Raw genomic sequence first — 16,614 nt, forward strand, 5'->3', positions numbered from 1 at the left:
CCACCCACCCGGCATCATGGAACCGTGCCCGAAGGAGACACTGTCTGGCAGGTCGCCCACCGCCTGCACTCCGCGCTGGCCGGGCGGGTCCTGACCCGCTCCGACCTGCGCGTGCCCCGGTTCGCGACCTCCGACCTCACCGGCCGCACGCTCCTCGACGTCACCCCGCGCGGGAAGCACCTCCTCGCCCGCATCGAGGGCGGGCTCACGCTCCACTCCCATCTGCGGATGGACGGCGCCTGGCGGGTGTACGCCACCGGGGAGCGCCCGCGCGGCGGCCCCGACCACCAGATCCGGGCGATCCTCGGAAACACCGAGTCCACCGCGTACGGCTACCGGCTCCCGGTCCTGGAACTGATCCGCACCGCGGACGAGGCCGGCGCGGTCGGCCATCTCGGCCCTGACCTGCTCGGCCCCGACTGGGACCCGGAGGAGGCCGTGAGCCGGCTGCGGGCCGATCCGGACCGCCCGCTCGGCGAGGCGCTGCTCGACCAGCGCAACCTGGCCGGCATCGGCAACGTGTACAAGTCGGAGCTGGCCTTCCTGGCCGCCGTCACCCCCTGGCTCCCGGTCGGCGAGCTCGCCCCCGACGTCCCGGCCCGCCTGGTGGCCACCGCCCACCGCCTCCTGGAGGCGAACAAGGACCGCCCGGACCGGCGCACCACCACGACGCGCCGCCCCGGCACCCCGCTCCACGTCTACGGCCGCGAGGGACAGCCCTGTCTGCGCTGCGGCACCCGGATCCGTAAGGCGGAGCTCGGCGACCGGATCACGTACTGGTGCCCGGGCTGCCAACAGGGCCCCACCAATTGACGACCCGTCAGATCCAGTCGTACCGTCCGGACATGACCCTCAAGGCGTACGACCTCACCGGCCGGACCGCGTTCGTCACCGGCGCCGCGAGCGGCATCGGCCGTGCCACCGCGCTGCTCCTCTCCCGGGCGGGCGCGGTCGTGCACTGCGCCGACCGCGACGAGCACGGCCTGAAGGAGACCGCGGCACTCGCCACCGGCGAGGGAGGCGCCGCGCACACGCACCCCCTGGACGTCACCGACCGGGCCGCGCTGGCCGCCGCCGTCCGCTCCGCGGGCCCGCTCCACGTCATGGCGGCCGTCGCCGGGATCATGCACACGAGCACCGTCCTGGAGACCCGCGACGAGGACCTCGACCGCGTCCTCGCGGTGAACTTCAAGGGAGTCCTCTACGCCTGCCAGGAAGCGGCCCGCTCGATGATCGCCTCCGGCACCGCCGGCTCGATCGTCACGATGGCCTCGGGCGCGATGGACACCGCGAGCCCGGGACTGCTCTGCTACAGCGTCACCAAGGCCGCCGTCGTCCAGCTCACGAAGACCCTGGCGGTGGAGGTCGGCCCGCACGGGATCCGGGTCAACGCGGTCGCCCCGGGCTGGATCCGCACGCCCATGACGGACCGCCACGAACCGGCCGCCCAGCAGCAGGCGGAGGCCGCGATGGTCCGTCACTCACCGCTCGGCCGGGTCGGCGAGCCGGAGGACATCGCGCACGCGGTCCTCCACCTCGCCTCCGACGCCTCCTCGTTCACGACGGGCCAGATCCTGCGCCCGAACGGCGGCGTCGCGATGCCCTGGTGACCCAGGACCCACCGCCCCGGCCACCGCCACTCCTGCCACCACCGCTCCTGCCCCGGCGACCACCGCTCCCGTCACCACAGGACCGCCGCGCCGAAGCCGCCACGTGCACGGGCAGCAGGCTCAGTCCCCAGCCGCCCGCGGCCACCGCCCCCTCGACGATCCCGGCTTCTCCCGGCACGAGGAGCAGGCGCAGCACCGCCCACCACCAGAGCCCCCCGGCCACCAGCCCGACCGCGACCAGCGCGAGCGTCGCCGGCGGAACACGTCGCCGTACCATGGCCGCCTCCCGCGGTCGACGCTAGACCGACAGGATCACCCAGCGGGAGGGCGCACCGGAGGCAGACCCGGCGCACACCGCCGAACCCGCCGCCGGCACGGCACGCACCGCACGTACAGCCATCCCGCCCTACGCGCTCTCCGCCTGGAACATCCAGGCGTGCTTCTCCAGATCGCCCGTCAGACCGATCAGGATGTCCTGGCTGATCGGGTCGGGATCACCGGTGGCGTCGATCCGCTCCCGCATCCGGGTGATGACGGCCCCCAGCGCGGCGATCAGGATCCGGACCGCGTCGCCGTCCTTGATCCACCCCTCCGGGACCGCCCCGATCGCGCTGGAGGAGGCGACGGTCGCCGACCGCCCGTCCGGGTTGACGCCGAGCGCGGAGGCACGTTCCGCCACCGTGTCGGAGTGCAGCCGCGCGACGTCGACGACCTCGTCGAGCTGCAGATGGACGGAGCGGAACCGGGGCCCGACGACGTTCCAGTGCACCTGCTTGGCGACCAGGGCGAGGTCGACCAGATCGACCAGCGCCCCCTGGAGCGCCTCGCCGACCGTCTTGAGGTCGGTCTCGGACAGCGGGCTCTTCACGACAGACATGCGGGATCTCCAACCAGTCGTACGTCCCCCCACGATGGCAGCCCCACCGGAACCCGGCATGTCGAGCGGGAACGAGAAAAGCCCCGGTCGGCGCCCCCGCAGGGGCATCGACCGGGGCTCCGCCCCACTTCGGTTCAGGCAGCGACGACGTCGACCGCTTCCGCGGGCGCCTTGATGGTCACGCGCCCTGTGGGCACACCGCCCACCGACGTCACCGACACCGAGTTGAGCATCGGGCGCACCGGCGTCGGCACCGGTTCGCTCGCCGCTGCCGACTCGGCCAGTTCGGCCAGTGACAGCTCGTCGCTCACTTCACGCATGAGCTCGGACATCCGTACGTCCAGCGCGTCGCAGATCGCGGAGAGCAGTTCGGAGGACGCCTCCTTCTGCCCCCGCTCCACCTCGGAAAGATAGCCGAGCGAGACTCGGGCGGACGAGGAGACTTCGCGCAGAGTACGGCCTTGGCGCTGGCGCTGCCGACGCAGCACGTCACCCAACAGGCGACGGAGCAGAATCATCGGTGGCTCCCTCCTCGGACCGCGTAGCCGCATCCTTCACGCCCCACCGTACCGCCTCGCGCTGCGGCCGTGCGGGGAGCGATGTCGTGTTCACTCAGGGCTGCAAACATCAATTCCCCCCGTTGTGTTCCGTATCCTGTGCCCGCGCATTTCCCGAGAGTTCCTCATGGAGCAGTGCCAACACGCTCCGTACACTCTCTCTACGGATGTCCGCGCGGTCGCCGTTCAATCTCAACGAGACCACTTTCCCGGCTCCGGCGCACACTCCGGCCGGCCCCGCGACCGCCACGTAGACGGTTCCGACGGCCTGCCCGTCCTGTGGTTCGGGCCCCGCGACCCCCGTCGTGGAGATCCCCCAGTCGGCGCCGAGCCGGGCCCGCACACCGGCCGCCATCTGCAGCGCTACCTCCGGATCGACGGCGCCGCGCTCCGCGAGGAGGGCCTTGTCGACGTCCAGGAGCTCGTGCTTGAGGGGCGTGGCGTAGGCCGTGACCGACCCCCGGAAGGACTTCGAGGCCCCGGGTACGCCGGTGAGCTCGGCGGCCACCAGACCACCCGTGAGCGACTCCGCGGCGGCCAGCGTGTGACCACGCTCCGCGAGCAGCGCCAGCACCCGGGCGGCCTCGGTCATCGCGTCGCCGCCTCCGACCGCGCGGCCGCCCGCTCCTCGGCGAGGCCTTCGCGGCGCAGGACGATCGCCTGTCGCACGTAGTCCAGACCGGTGACGACCGTCAGCACGACGGCCACCGCCATCACCCAGAAGCGCAATGTGGCCAGCGGGCCGGTGAGCATGAGCACGTACATGCCGACCGCGGTGCCCTGCGCGAGCGTCTTGATCTTGCCGCCGCGGCTCGCCGGGATGACCCCGTGCCGGATCACCCAGAACCGCATCAGTGTGATCCCCAGCTCGCGGGCGAGGATGACCCCGGTCACCCACCAGGGCAGGTCTCCGAGCAGGGAGAGGCTGATCAGTCCGGCGGCCATGATCGCCTTGTCGGCGATCGGGTCGGCGATCTTCCCGAAGTCGGTGACGAGGTTGTACGTACGGGCCAGGTGCCCGTCGAACACGTCCGTGATCATGGCCACCGCGAAAGCCGCCCATGCCCAGGCCCGCCACGCCGGGTCGTGCCCGCCGTCCTGGAACAGAAGGATCACGAAGCCCGGCACGAGCACGAGCCGGATCATGGTGAGGATGTTGGCGATGTTCCACAGGCTGGCCTGGTTGACGGCCGCCGCGCCCAGCTTGCCGCGGGGCGCCGGCCTACCGGTCCCGCCCGTCGCGGATGCCGGGACTCCGGTCATCTGCCTGCCTCCTCGAAAAGACACTCGGCCACCAGGTCGACGCCCTCCGTGCCGACGACCTTCGCACTGACCATACGGCCCGGGGCCAGGTCGGGGCTCGTACCGTCGGCCGTGGTGAGGACCACTTGTCCGTCGGTCTCGGGTGCCTGGTGGGCGGCGCGGCCGATCCAGCCGTCCTCCTCGTCCAGGGACTCGACGAGTACTTCCAGGGTCTCTCCGATCCGCTCCTCCGCGCGCTGCGCGGTGAGCTCCTCGGCGAGCCGGGAGAGGTGGGCGAGCCGCTCGTCGACGACGTCCTGGTCGAGCTTGTGCTCGTACGTGGCGGCCTCGGTGCCGTCCTCGTCGGAGTAGCCGAAGACGCCGATGGCGTCGAGCCGGGCGTGAGTGATGAAGCGTTCCAGCTCGGCGAAGTCCGCCTCGGTCTCGCCGGGGAAGCCGACGATGAAGTTGGAGCGGGCACCCGCCGTCGGGGCCTTGGAGCGGATGGTCTCCAGGAGCTCCAGGAAGCGGTCGGTGTCGCCGAAGCGGCGCATGGCCCGCAGCACGTCCGGGGCGCTGTGCTGGAAGGACAGGTCGAAGTACGGCACGACCTTGTCGGTCGACGTCAGGACGTCGATGAGGCCGGGGCGCATCTCGGCGGGCTGGAGGTAGCTGACGCGGACGCGCTCGATGCCGTCGACGGAGGCCAGATCGGGCAGCAGGCTCTCCAGGAGCCGGATGTCGCCGAGGTCCTTGCCGTACGAGGTGTTGTTCTCGGAGACCAGCATGACCTCCTTCACACCCTGCTCGGCGAGCCAGCGCGTCTCGTTCAGCACGTCCGAGGGCCGGCGCGAGACGAAGGAGCCGCGGAAGGAGGGGATGGCGCAGAAGGAGCAGCGGCGGTCGCAGCCGGAGGCGAGCTTCACCGAGGCGACGGGGCTCGTGTCGAGCCGGCGGCGGAGCGGCGCACGGGGCCCGGAGGCGGGCGCGAGCCCCTCGGGGAGGTCGGCCGGCGCGTCGACGGGGGCCTCGGCGGCGTCGCCGTGTCCCGGCAGGGCCACGGCCGCGGCGGCCTCCTGGCGCTCCACGGGCGACAGCGGCAGCAGCTTGCGCCGGTCACGCGGGGTGTGGGCCTCGACACTGCCACCGTTGAGGATGGTCTGGAGGCGGTTGGAGATGTCGGCGTAGTCGTCGAAGCCGAGGACGCCGTCGGCCTCCGGAAGGGCCTCGGCGAGCTCCTTGCCGTACCGCTCGGCCATACAGCCGACGGCCACGACGGCCTGGGTCTTGCCGTGATCCTTCAGATCATTGGCTTCGAGGAGGGCGTCGACGGAGTCCTTCTTGGCGGCTTCGACGAATCCGCAGGTGTTGACGACGGCGACGTCCGCTTCCTCGGCGTTCTCGACGAGCTCCCAGCCGTCCGCTGCCAAGCGGCCTGCGAGCTCCTCCGAGTCCACCTCGTTACGGGCGCAGCCAAGAGTGACAAGGGCGACGGTACGGCGTTCGGGCATGAGCTCAAGACTACTTCGTCCCGGCCGTTCCCCCGTCGCGCAGGGTTCACCTGCGCGACAGAGGTCACATCACCGTGGTCACGGCGCGGGATCCGCCGGGTCCGGACGGATCATCCGGCCTCAGGGTCGCCCTTGGTGTAGGTGAGCCGCTCGACCTGACCGGATTCGAACTTCTCTTCGACCTTCTTGCCGTTGACGTAGAGCTCGATGGCGCCGGCGTTACCGAGGACCAGGTCGACGCGCTCGTCGTCCTGGAAGGTCTTGGACTCGCCCTCCAGGAGGAGACCGTCGAAGAGCAGCTTGCCGTCCTCGGCCTTGGCCGAGATCCAGCTCTTGCCGTCGACGGCGGTGAGCTTGACCGTGACCTTGTCCTGCGGGACCGCGGCGATCGCGCTCTCGCTGGGCTTGGGGGCCACCGGCTTGACCGGCTTCGGCTTGGCGGCGGCGGTCGCCTTCTCCGGTGCCGGGGCCGGACCGCCGTCGGCGGTCGTGGTGCCCTTGGGTGCGTCGTTCCCGTCGAACATCGTGAAACCGACGAAGCCGACGACGGCGACGATCGCCGCGACCATCGCGGCGGTCCAGTTGGGCCGCCGCGGCTCGGGGCGGATACGTTCCGCCTCGAAGAGCGGGGCGGCGGGGGTGGGCGCGGGGCGGCCGCCGTGGGCGGCGTCGTACTGCTCGATCAGATCGGCCGGATCGAGACCGACGGCGCGGGCGAGGGTGCGGATGTGCCCGCGGGCATAGACGTCGCCGCCGCAGCGCGAGAAGTCGTCCTCCTCGATCGCGTGCACGATCGGGATCCGGACACGGGTGGAGGCACTGACCTCTTCGACGGTGAGACCGGCGGCGATTCGGGCCTGCTGGAGAGCGCGACCGATCGAGTCCCGGTCGTCTGCCGGGAACGTCCGGTCGTCTTCGGGGGAGTTGCCGATGGACACGAGAGCGCCTTTCGAGCGTGTAGCCACCTGCTGGACGTTCAGTCTATGGGTGGTACGAAAGGGTGGGGCAACCGGGCGGGTGCTGTTTGTACGCCATGAGGCTGGGACATCCATCTGTCCCACCGTCCAACTTGACGTACGGCCAGGGGAAACGGTTGCCCCCGTTCCCTTACGAGTGAGTCTCGGCCCGGTCTCGATCGGGTACGGCGGTGCCGCCCGGGCACGAAGGCGTCGGTCGAGGACGCGGGTGAAACGAGTGACGACCGGGGGTACGCGGCCGGCGACCGACCTCTCCGATGCCGACCGCCTACCCGGTCGCCTCTCCGCTACACCCCCGACTCACCCCGGATCACGGCGAGAACCCCGTCCAGCTCGTCCGGCTTCACCAGCACGTCACGCGCCTTGGAGCCCTCGCTCGGTCCGACGATGTTCCGCGACTCCATCAGGTCCATCAGCCGGCCGGCCTTCGCGAAGCCGACGCGCAGCTTGCGCTGGAGCATCGACGTGGAGCCGAACTGCGTCGAGACGACGAGTTCGGCGGCCTGGCACAGCAGGTCGAGGTCGTCGCCGATGTCCTCGTCGATCTCCTTCTTCTGCTTGGTGCCGACGGTGACGTCCTCCCGGAAGACGGGCGTCATCTGGTCCTTGCAGTGCTGCACGACGGCCGCGACCTCGTGCTCGGTGACGAAGGCACCCTGCATACGGACGGGCTTGTTGGCGCCCATCGGCAGGAACAGTCCGTCACCCTTCCCGATGAGCTTCTCGGCGCCGGGCTGGTCCAGGATGACCCGGCTGTCGGCGAGCGAGGAGGTGGCGAAGGCCAGCCGCGAGGGCACGTTCGCCTTGATCAGGCCGGTGACGACGTCCACGGACGGCCGCTGGGTGGCGAGGACGAGATGAATGCCCGCGGCGCGGGCCAACTGGGTGATGCGCACGATCGAGTCCTCGACGTCCCTCGGCGCGACCATCATCAGGTCGGCGAGCTCGTCGACGATCACCAGGAGGTACGGGTAGGGGTTGAGCTCGCGCTGACTGCCCTCGGGCAGCTTGATCTTCCCGTCCCGGATGGCCTGGTTGAAGTCGTCGATGTGCCGGAAGCCGAAGGCGGCCAGGTCGTCGTAGCGGAGGTCCATCTCCTTCACCACCCACTGGAGGGCCTCGGCGGCCCGCTTGGGGTTGGTGATGATCGGGGTGATCAGGTGCGGGATGCCCTCGTAGGCGGTGAGCTCGACCCGCTTGGGGTCGACGAGCACCATCCGGACGTCCTCGGGCGTCGCTCTTATCATCACCGAGGTGATGAGGCAGTTGATGCAGGAGGACTTGCCGGAGCCCGTGGCGCCGGCGACCAGGATGTGCGGCATCTTCGCCAGGTTGGCCATCACGTAGCCGCCCTCGACGTCCTTGCCGAGCGCCACCAGCATCGGGTGGTCGTCGCCCGCCGCGTCCGCGAGCCGCAGCACGTCCCCGAGGTTGACCATCTCGCGGTCGCTGTTCGGGATCTCGATGCCGACGGCGGACTTGCCGGGGATCGGCGAGATGATCCGGACGTCCGGCGAGGCCACGGCGTACGCGATGTTCTTGGTCAGGGCCGTGATCTTCTCGACCTTCACGGCGGGGCCGAGCTCGACCTCGTACCGCGTGACCGTCGGACCGCGGGTGAAGCCGGTGACGGCCGCGTCGACCTTGAACTCGGTGAAGACGTTGGAGAGCGATTCCACGACGAGGTCGTTGGCCGCGCTCCGGGTCTTGCCGGGCCCGCCGCGCTCCAGCAGGTCCATCGACGGCAGCGCGTACGTGATGTCGCCGGCCAGCTGCAGCTGCTCGGCGCGGGGCGGCAGATCGGTCGGCTCGGGCGCGGGCTTCGTCAGGTCGGGTACGCCCCCGCCCGACCGCTTGTCGCCCCCACGCGCCCCCGGCACGGGCGCCGCCGGGGCGACGGGCCCGGAGGTCTCCGCGTCGGCGGCCAGGGCGGCGTCCCGCTCGGCGGTGACGTCCCTGGTCAGATCGGCGACGATCGGGGAGGGCGGCATGCCGTTGAGCACGGCGCCGTCGAGCGCGGCCGCCGCGGCCGCGGCGATGTCCACCGGGTCCATGCCGTGGTCGAAGGGCTCGGGCGCGGCGCTGCGCGGGGCACGGCCGGCGCGCCGCTCCAGGAGCTCGGCCTCGGCCCGGTCCACGTCGTACGGCTCCGCCGGGCCGGTCGCCCGGCGCCGGACGGGCCGGGCGGTCCGCGGCGGGGCCTCGCGCCACTCCTCGTCGTATGCGTCGGACCCTTCGTACCGCTCGTATCCCTCGGCCTCCGCCGGGTCGTCGGCGGGTTCGACGAGGCCGAGCCTGGCGCCGAGGGCGCGCAGCCGCTGCGGGATGGCGTTGACCGGGGTGGCGGTGACGACGAGCAGCCCGAAGATGGTGAGCAGCACCAGCATCGGTACGGCGAGGACCTCGCCCATCATGAAGACGAGGGGCTGGGACGCGGCCCAGCCGATGAGGCCGCCCGCGTCCTGCATGGCCTCGGTGCCGTCGCCGCGGCCGGGCGAGCCGCAGGCGATGTGGACCTGGCCGAGGACGCCGATGACGAGGGCGGAGAGCCCGATCACGATCCGGCCGTTGGCCTCGGGCTTCTCGGGGTAGAGGATCACCCGGACCCCGATCGCGCCGAGGAGCAGCGGCACCAGCAGGTCGAGCCGGCCGAAGGCCCCGGTGACCAGCATCTCGACGAGGTCGCCGACCGGTCCGCGCAGATTGGACCAGGTGCCCGCGGCGACGATCAGCGCGATGCCGAGCAGCAGCAGCGCGAGCCCGTCCTTGCGGTGGGCGGGGTCCAGGCCCTTGGCGCCCCGCCCTATCCCCCGGAACATCGCCCCGATCGCGTGGGCGAGGCCCAGCCAGACACCACGGGCGAGCCGGTACACGCCTCCGGTGGGGGACGGTGCCGGGCGGGGCGGGGCCTTCTTCGCGGCGGTCTTCCGCGCGGGCGCGCGCTTGGACGGCGCCGCCTTCTTGGCCGTCGCCTTCTTCGCGGGTTTGGCGGGCGGCTTGGCCGGCGCCTTCGCGGGCGCCGCCTTCTTCGCGGCGGCCGTCGTCCGGCCGGCGCGCGGCTTTGCGGCGCCCGCCGTGCCCTGAGAACCCTTGCCGGACGTACGTGAAGCCATGATGCTGAGGTTACCGGTGAGGGGACGGGCTGTCCGCTCTCACCCGCCGTTGACCGGACGGGTGTCCGTCTCACCCGATCGTGTCATCCCTGCCGGGGACCGGAGCTGACGCGGGGTCACGGCACACCATTCGTCGTGACGGTACGTCAGGTCTGGGCGGGCAGCGTCGGCGCGGCGCCCGTACCCGGCTCCAGGGCGTCCAGGGCGCGCCGCAGCCCCGTGAGCTTGCGCTCCAGGTGGGCGGCGGTGGCGACCGCCGCCGCGTCGGCGGAGTCGTCGTCGAGCTGCTTCGACAGCGCCTCCGCCTGCTCCTCGACGGCGGCGAGGCGGGCGGAGAGCTCGGCGAGCAGCCCGGCGGACTCCTTGCCGTGGCCGCCCTCGCCACCGCCCTCCAACTGCAGCCGCAGCAGGGCGGCCTGCTCGCGCAGCTTGCAGTTCTTCATGTAGAGCTCGACGAAGACGGAGACCTTGGCGCGCAGCACCCACGGGTCGAACGGCTTCGAGATGTAGTCGACCGCCCCCGCCGCGTACCCCCGGAAGGTGTGGTGGGGGCCGTGGTTGATGGCAGTGAGGAAGATGATCGGGATGTCCCGCGTCCGCTCGCGCCGCTTGATGTGCGCGGCCGTCTCGAAACCGTCCATACCCGGCATCTGGACGTCCAGCAGGATGACCGCGAAGTCGTCCGTCAGCAGCGCCTTGAGCGCTTCCTCCCCGGACGATGCCCGCACCAGCGTCTGATCGAGCGCGGAGAGAATGGCCTCCAGCGCCAGCAGATTCTCCGGCCGGTCATCGACCAGGAGGATCTTGGCCTTCTGCACCATGCCCCGTCCTCCTCGCCCCGGCAACGGCTCTCCCCTGGTCCCGTGACCGGGGGAAGCACCGGGCGCCGCCCCAGAAGACGACTCCCTAGCGCCGTCCGTCCTTGTGCCGGTCATCGTAGCCGCACCCCGCCCGTCGCCACACCCTGTCACCGCGATGTCACTGTGCACGTAGCAGAAACGCGGTGGGAGACCAGAAGGTTCCCCGTATCCCGCCCTCTCACACCCCCATGGCGACAGTCCGTCAGCGAAGCCCGGGGGCCCGCGCGACATGTCGCGCGGGCCCCCGGACCGGATTCACTCCCCCCGCATCCACTGCTCCATGACGGACAGCAGATGGTCGGGGTCCACCGGCTTCGTCACATAGTCCGAGGCACCCGACTCGATCGCCTTCTCCCGGTCGCCCTTCATGGCCTTCGCCGTCAGAGCGATGATCGGCAGCCCCGCGAACTGCGGCATCCGCCGGATCGCGGTCGTCGTCGCGTACCCGTCCATCTCCGGCATCATGATGTCCATCAGCACGACCGTCACGTCGTCGTGCTGCTCCAGGACCTCGATCCCCTCGCGCCCGTTCTCCGCGTACAGCACCGCGAGCCCGTGCTGCTCCAGGACGCTCGTGAGCGCGAAGACGTTACGGATGTCGTCGTCCACGATGAGCACCCGCTCGCCCGAGAAGTTGAAGGTGCGCCGGGGCTCGACCTCCGCCTCCGGCTCCGTCCGGTCCACGGCACCCTGCTGACCGGACTGCCCCGGTACGGCCGTCCGCGCCCCGGTCGCCTCCGCCGCTGCCTTCCGCCGGTGCCGGAACAGCGCCCCGGCCCCGGACCGCGCCTCGGTCCGTACGGGCGCAGGCGGGAAGTGCGGGAACGCGTGCACGGCCCCGGCCGCCCCCTCCTCGGCACCCTGCTGCGCGTCCTCGGCGTCCGACGCCCCCTGCCCGTACCCGTGCGACGGCAGCTCCGTCGGGCTCAGCGGCAGATAGAGCGTGAACGTCGAACCGCGGCCCGACTCGCTCGCCGCGAAGATCTCGCCGCCGAGCAGCCGCGCGATCTCCCGGCTGATCGAGAGCCCCAGACCCGTACCGCCGTACTTCCGGCTGGTCGTACCGTCGGCCTGCTTGAACGCCTCGAAGATGACCCGCATCTTGCTCGCCGCGATCCCGATCCCGGTGTCCGTGACGGAGAACGCGATCAGATCGGCCTCCGGGTCGCGCAGCGAACCCGCCTCCAGGAGCTGCTCGCGGATCGACTGCGGCACATCCGCGTTGGCCGGACGGATCACCAGCTCCACCGCGCCGGAGTCGGTGAACTTCACCGCGTTGGAGAGGAGGTTGCGCAGCACCTGCAGCAGGCGCTGCTCGTCGGTGTGGAGCGTGGCCGGCAGTTCGGGCGAGACCCGCACCGAGAAGTCGAGCCCCTTCTCCGCCGTGAGCGGCCGGAAGGTGGCCTCCACGTAGTCGACGAGCTGGACGAGAGCGATCCGGGTCGGCGAGACGTCCATCTTGCCCGCCTCGACCTTCGACAGGTCGAGGATGTCGTTGATCAGCTGGAGCAGGTCCGAACCGGCGCCGTGGATGGTCTCGGCGAACTCGACCTGCTTCGGCGTCAGATTGGTCTCGGCGTTGTCCGCGAGCAACTTGGCGAGGATCAGCAGCGAGTTGAGCGGGGTGCGCAGCTCGTGCGACATGTTCGCCAGGAACTCCGACTTGTACCGCATGGAGACGGCGAGCTGCTCGGCACGCTCCTCCAGGACCTGCCGGGCCTCCTCGATCTCGGTGTTCTTCACCTCGATGTCGCGGTTCTGCCGGGCGAGCAGCTCCGCCTTCTCCTCCAGCTCCAGGTTGGAGCCCTGGAGCTCCTTCTGCCGGTGCTCCAGCTCGGCCGAGCGCTCCTTCAGCTGCTCCGTGAGCTCCTGCGACTGCTGGAGCAGCACCTCGGTCTTGGTGTTGACGCTGATGGTGTTGACGGTGGTCGCGATCAACTCGGCGATCTGGTTGAGGAAGTCACGCTGGATCTGCGCGAACGGCTGGAACGACGCCAGCTCGATCACACCGAGGACCTTGCCCTCGAAGAGCACCGGAAGCACGATCACGTGCGCGGGCGAGGCCTCCCCGAGCCCCGAGGAGATCTTCAGGTAGCCCGGCGGCACGTTGACCTGGATGGTCCGCTTCTCCTCGGCGGCCGTCCCGATCAGCGTCTCGCCGGGGCGGAACGAGGTCGGCATGGACCCGGTGGAGTATCCGTAACTCCCGCGCATCCGCAGCTCGTACGAGCCGTCGCCCTCACCGACGAGTTCGGCGTCGCTGTGGGCGTGACCGGTCGGCATGGCGACGAAGAAGGCACCGTGCTGCGCCGAGACCACCGGCGTCAGCTCGCTCATGATGAGCGAGGCGACGTCGTCGAGGTCCCGGCGGCCCTGCATGAGGCCGGAGATTCGGGCCAGGTTGCTCTTGAGCCAGTCCTGCTCGTCGTTGGCGAGAGTGGTGTCGCGCAGGTTGGCGATCATCGTGTTGATGTTGTCCTGGAGCGCCTGGATCTCACCGGCCGCGTCCACACCGTCGATCTTGACGTTGAGGTCGCCGCGGGTCACCGCGGTGGCGACGGCCGCGATGGCCCGCACCTGCCGGGTGAGGTTCCCGGCCATCTCGTTCACGGACTCGGTGAGGTCGCTCCAGGTGCCCTCCACGTCCCGGACCCGGGCCTGGCCGCCGAGCTGCCCGTCGGTGCCCACCTCGCGGGCCACACGCGTGACCTCCTCGGCGAAGTTCGACAGCTGGTCGACCATCGTGTTGATGGTGTTCTTCAGCTCCTGGATCTCACCGCGCGCGTCGATGTCGATCTTCTTGGTCAGGTCGCCCTTGGCGATGGCGGTGGTGACGGCGGCGATCTGCCGCACCTGGCCCGTGAGGTTGTCGGCCATCGAGTTCACCGACTCGGTCAGGTCCTTCCAGGTGCCGGAGACACCCGGCACCCGCGCCTGACCGCCCAGTTCGCCCTCCGTACCCACCTCACGGGCCACACGCGTGACCTCGTCGGCGAAGGACGACAGGGTCGTCACCATCGTGTTGACGGTCTCGGCGAGCTCGGCGACCTCGCCGCGCGCCTCGACCGTCACCTTCTTCGTCAGATCGCCGTTGGCGACGGCCGCGGAGACCCGGGAGATGTTCCGCACCTGACTCGTCAGGTTGTTGGCCATCAGGTTCACGTTGTCGCTGAGGTCCTTCCACGTACCCGTGACACCGCGTACGCGTGCCTGGCCGCCGAGGATGCCCTCCGTACCCACCTCGCGGGCCACGCGCGTGACCTCGTCCGCGAAGTTCGACAGCTGGTCGACCATCGTGTTGACGGTCGTGACCAGCTCCAGGATCTCGCCCCGGGCGTCGACCGTGATCTTCTTGGAGAGGTCGCCCATGGCGACCGCCGTCGTGACCTCGGCGATGTTCCGCACCTGGATGGTGAGGTTGTTCGCCATGAAGTTCACCGACTGGGTGAGGTCCTTCCAGGTGCCGGAGACCCCCTGCACCTCGGCCTGACCACCGAGGATGCCCTCGGTGCCCACCTCGCGGGCCACGCGTGTCACCTGCTCGGCGAAGTTCGAGAGCTGGTCCACCATCGTGTTGAGGGTGTTCTTCAGCTCCAGGATCTCGCCCCGGGCGTCCACGTCGATCTTCTGCGACAGGTCGCCGCGGGCGACCGCCGTGGCGACCTGCGCGATGTTACGGACCTGGGTCGTGAGGTTCCCGGCCATGCCGTTCACCGAGTCCGTCAGATCACGCCACACACCGGCCACACCCGGCACCTGCGCCTGCCCGCCGAGCCGGCCGTCGGTACCCACCTCGCGGGCGACCCGGGTCACCTGGTCCGCGAAGGCGGAGAGCTGGTCGACCATCGTGTTGATGGTGTTCTTCAGCTCCAGGATCTCGCCCCGGGCGTCCACGTCGATCTTCTGCGACAGGTCACCACGGGCGACCGCCGTCGTCACCTGAGCGATCTGCCGCACCTGCGAGGTCAGGTTGCCGGCCATGAAGTTCACGGAGTCGGTGAGCTCACGCCAGCGGCCGGAGACACCGTCCACCCGCGCCTGTCCGCCGAGCCGGCCCTCGGTACCCACGTCCCGCGCCATCCGCGTCACCTGGTCCGCGAAGGACGAGAGCTGCGACACCATGGTGTTGACGGTGTTCTTCAGCTCCAGCATCTCGCCGGCCACGTCGACCGTGACCTTCTGCGACAGGTCACCGTTGGCCACCGCCGTCGTCACCTGCGCGATGTCCCGCACCTGACCCGTCAGGTTCCGGAAGGCCGTGTTCACCGAGTCCGTGAGGTCCTTCCAGGTCCCCGCGGCGCCCGGCACCTCGGCCTGACCACCCAGCAGACCCTCGACACCGACCTCCCGGGCGACCCGGGTCACCTCGGAACCGAAGGCCGACAGCTGGTCGACCATGGTGTTGACGGTGTTCTTCAGCTCCAGCATCTCGCCGGCCACGTCGACCGTGACCTTCTGCGACAGGTCACCGTTGGCCACCGCCGTCGTCACCTGCGCGATGTCCCGCACCTGCGTGGTGATGTTCCGGAAGACGGTGTTGACCGAGTCGGTCAGGTCCTTCCACGTCCCCGCGGCGCCCGGCACCTGCGCCTGACCACCCAGCAGACCCTGCGCGCCGACCTCGCCCGACACCCGGGTCACCTCGTCGGCGAACGTCCGCAGCGTCTCGGTCATCTGGTTGATCGTGTCCGCGAGCTGCGCGATCTCACCGCGCGCGGAGACCCGCACCTTCTGCGACAGGTCGCCGTTGGCGACCGCCGTCGTCACCTCGGCGATCCCTCTCACCTGATTGGTGAGATTTCCCGCCATCGTGTTGACGGAATCGGTGAGGTCCTTCCACACACCCGCGACCCCGGCCACCTCGGCCTGACCGCCGAGCTCGCCCTCCGTACCCACCTCACGGGCCACACGCGTGACCTCGGAGGAGAACGACGACAGCTGGTCCACCATCCGGTTGACGGTGTTCTTCAGCTCCAGCATCTCGCCGGCGACGTTCGCCGTGACCTTCTGCGACAGATCACCGTCCGCGACCGCCGTCGTCACGAGCGCGATGTCCCGCACCTGGGCCGTCAGCCGGTTCGCCATGGTGTTGACCGAGTCCGTGAGGTCCTTCCACGAACCGGACACCCCACGCACCTGCGCCTGCCCGCCCAGCTTGCCGTCCGTACCCACCTCGACGGCGACCCTCGTCACCTCGGACGCGAAGACCGACAGCTGGTCGACGAGGTTGTTGGCGGTACGCGCGACCTTCAGGAACTCCCCTCGCAGCGGCCGTACGCCTCCGTCGGCACCCTCCGAACGCAGGTCCATCCGCTGGTCGAGGTCACCCTCGGCCACCGCCGAAAGCACCCGCCCCACCTCGGACACGGGCCTGGCCAGATCGTCGACGAGCGCGTTCGCGGCCTCGATCGCCGCGGCCCACGCCCCCTCGGTCGCCCCGGCCTCCAGACGCTCGGACAGCTTTCCCTCGCGCCCGACGACCCGCCGGACCCGCGACAACTCCCCCGTCACGTGCATCTGCCGGTCCGCGACCTCGTTGAACACGGCGGAGATCTCCGCCATGACCCCGTCACCGGACACCGTGAGCCGCTTGCGGAAGTTCCCGTCCCGCATCGACACCAGCGCAGCCAGCAACCGCTCCAACGACGCCTCGTCCACCTGGACCGTCCCCCCACGAGGACGCCCGCCCCTCGCGCGCGTGCCGCTCCCGCCGCCACGCCGCGCCGCCGTGCCAGACTCCACCGTGTCCCTCCCGAAAGGGGTCGACCGTACGCTTCCGGCTCTCGCCGATAGCCTGCCCAGTGTTTCACCGCAACCGAACCAGGCGATAACAGTTCGGCAGCTTCGCACAGCGTCCCCACCTCCGG

12 protein-coding genes are annotated in these 16,614 nt (G+C 70.5%); 2 read left to right on the forward strand and 10 right to left on the reverse strand.

Annotation, left to right across the window (positions count from 1 at the left end; genetic code table 11):
* Positions 1-24: 24 nt before the first annotated feature.
* Both DEJ46_RS10465 and DEJ46_RS10470 read left to right on the forward strand, forming a co-directional pair.
* Positions 25-813 (forward strand): Fpg/Nei family DNA glycosylase, encoded by a 789-nt coding sequence (locus tag DEJ46_RS10465; protein ID WP_150265477.1) that lies wholly within the window; start codon positions 25-27, stop codon positions 811-813.
* A 32-nt stretch (positions 814-845) separates the two neighbouring features.
* Positions 846-1,610: an SDR family NAD(P)-dependent oxidoreductase gene (locus DEJ46_RS10470; protein WP_150265478.1), complete on the forward strand. Its 765-nt coding sequence runs from the start codon at positions 846-848 to the stop codon at positions 1,608-1,610.
* Here DEJ46_RS10470 and DEJ46_RS39810 read toward each other — a convergent pair.
* The 10 genes from DEJ46_RS39810 to DEJ46_RS10520 all read right to left on the reverse strand — a co-directional run bounded on the left by DEJ46_RS39810 (position 1,558) and on the right by DEJ46_RS10520 (position 16,489).
* On the reverse strand, positions 1,558-1,887 hold the full coding sequence (locus DEJ46_RS39810) for a hypothetical protein (protein ID WP_150265480.1): 330 nt from the start codon (positions 1,885-1,887) through the stop codon (positions 1,558-1,560). The two genes, DEJ46_RS10470 and DEJ46_RS39810, sit on opposite strands and share 53 nt — an antisense overlap.
* A 129-nt stretch (positions 1,888-2,016) precedes the next feature.
* The gene (locus tag DEJ46_RS10480; protein WP_150265482.1) at positions 2,017-2,487 is read right to left on the reverse strand and encodes a Dps family protein; all 471 of its coding nucleotides are present in this window, start codon (positions 2,485-2,487) and stop codon (positions 2,017-2,019) included.
* A 134-nt stretch (positions 2,488-2,621) separates the two neighbouring features.
* A complete protein-coding gene (locus DEJ46_RS10485) occupies positions 2,622-3,005 on the reverse strand; it encodes a helix-turn-helix domain-containing protein (protein WP_015036585.1) in 384 nt (127 codons plus the stop codon).
* A 109-nt stretch (positions 3,006-3,114) separates the two neighbouring features.
* The gene (locus DEJ46_RS10490) at positions 3,115-3,636 is read right to left on the reverse strand and encodes a CinA family protein (RefSeq protein ID WP_150265484.1); all 522 of its coding nucleotides are present in this window, start codon (positions 3,634-3,636) and stop codon (positions 3,115-3,117) included.
* Positions 3,633-4,307 (reverse strand): CDP-diacylglycerol--glycerol-3-phosphate 3-phosphatidyltransferase, encoded by a 675-nt coding sequence (pgsA, locus tag DEJ46_RS10495; RefSeq protein WP_150265486.1) that lies wholly within the window; start codon positions 4,305-4,307, stop codon positions 3,633-3,635. Before pgsA ends, DEJ46_RS10490 begins: the two co-directional genes overlap by 4 nt.
* Complete coding sequence (rimO, locus tag DEJ46_RS10500) at positions 4,304-5,797, reverse strand: 30S ribosomal protein S12 methylthiotransferase RimO (protein ID WP_150265488.1); 1,494 nt, start codon at positions 5,795-5,797, stop codon at positions 4,304-4,306. The genes pgsA and rimO overlap by 4 nt, the downstream gene beginning before the upstream one ends.
* A gap of 110 nt (positions 5,798-5,907) precedes the next feature.
* Complete coding sequence (locus tag DEJ46_RS10505) at positions 5,908-6,735, reverse strand: helix-turn-helix domain-containing protein (RefSeq protein WP_150265490.1); 828 nt, start codon at positions 6,733-6,735, stop codon at positions 5,908-5,910.
* Between the two features lie 326 nt (positions 6,736-7,061).
* Positions 7,062-9,887, reverse strand: a complete 2,826-nt coding sequence (locus DEJ46_RS10510; protein ID WP_150265492.1) for a DNA translocase FtsK — start codon at positions 9,885-9,887, stop codon at positions 7,062-7,064.
* 146 nt (positions 9,888-10,033) lie between these two features.
* Positions 10,034-10,708 (reverse strand): two-component system response regulator, encoded by a 675-nt coding sequence (locus DEJ46_RS10515; RefSeq protein WP_024758916.1) that lies wholly within the window; start codon positions 10,706-10,708, stop codon positions 10,034-10,036.
* Positions 10,709-11,002: 294 nt separating this feature from the next.
* On the reverse strand, positions 11,003-16,489 hold the full coding sequence (locus DEJ46_RS10520) for a HAMP domain-containing protein (RefSeq protein ID WP_190622556.1): 5,487 nt from the start codon (positions 16,487-16,489) through the stop codon (positions 11,003-11,005).
* Positions 16,490-16,614: the final 125 nt, after the last annotated feature.

The organism is Streptomyces venezuelae, from assembly GCF_008642375.1.
Taxonomy (GTDB): Bacteria; Actinomycetota; Actinomycetes; order Streptomycetales; family Streptomycetaceae; genus Streptomyces; species Streptomyces venezuelae_G.

Coding starts and splice junctions, on each gene's coding strand:
- rimO (WP_150265488.1), bottom strand. CDS start 5,797: ATGCCCGAACGCCGTACCGTCGCCCTTGTCACTCTTGGCTGCGCCCGT.
- DEJ46_RS39810 (WP_150265480.1), bottom strand. CDS start 1,887: ATGGTACGGCGACGTGTTCCGCCGGCGACGCTCGCGCTGGTCGCGGTC.
- DEJ46_RS10510 (WP_150265492.1), bottom strand. CDS start 9,887: ATGGCTTCACGTACGTCCGGCAAGGGTTCTCAGGGCACGGCGGGCGCC.
- pgsA (WP_150265486.1), bottom strand. CDS start 4,307: ATGACCGGAGTCCCGGCATCCGCGACGGGCGGGACCGGTAGGCCGGCG.
- DEJ46_RS10515 (WP_024758916.1), bottom strand. CDS start 10,708: ATGGTGCAGAAGGCCAAGATCCTCCTGGTCGATGACCGGCCGGAGAAT.
- DEJ46_RS10485 (WP_015036585.1), bottom strand. CDS start 3,005: ATGATTCTGCTCCGTCGCCTGTTGGGTGACGTGCTGCGTCGGCAGCGC.
- DEJ46_RS10490 (WP_150265484.1), bottom strand. CDS start 3,636: ATGACCGAGGCCGCCCGGGTGCTGGCGCTGCTCGCGGAGCGTGGTCAC.
- DEJ46_RS10470 (WP_150265478.1), top strand. CDS start 846: ATGACCCTCAAGGCGTACGACCTCACCGGCCGGACCGCGTTCGTCACC.
- DEJ46_RS10480 (WP_150265482.1), bottom strand. CDS start 2,487: ATGTCTGTCGTGAAGAGCCCGCTGTCCGAGACCGACCTCAAGACGGTC.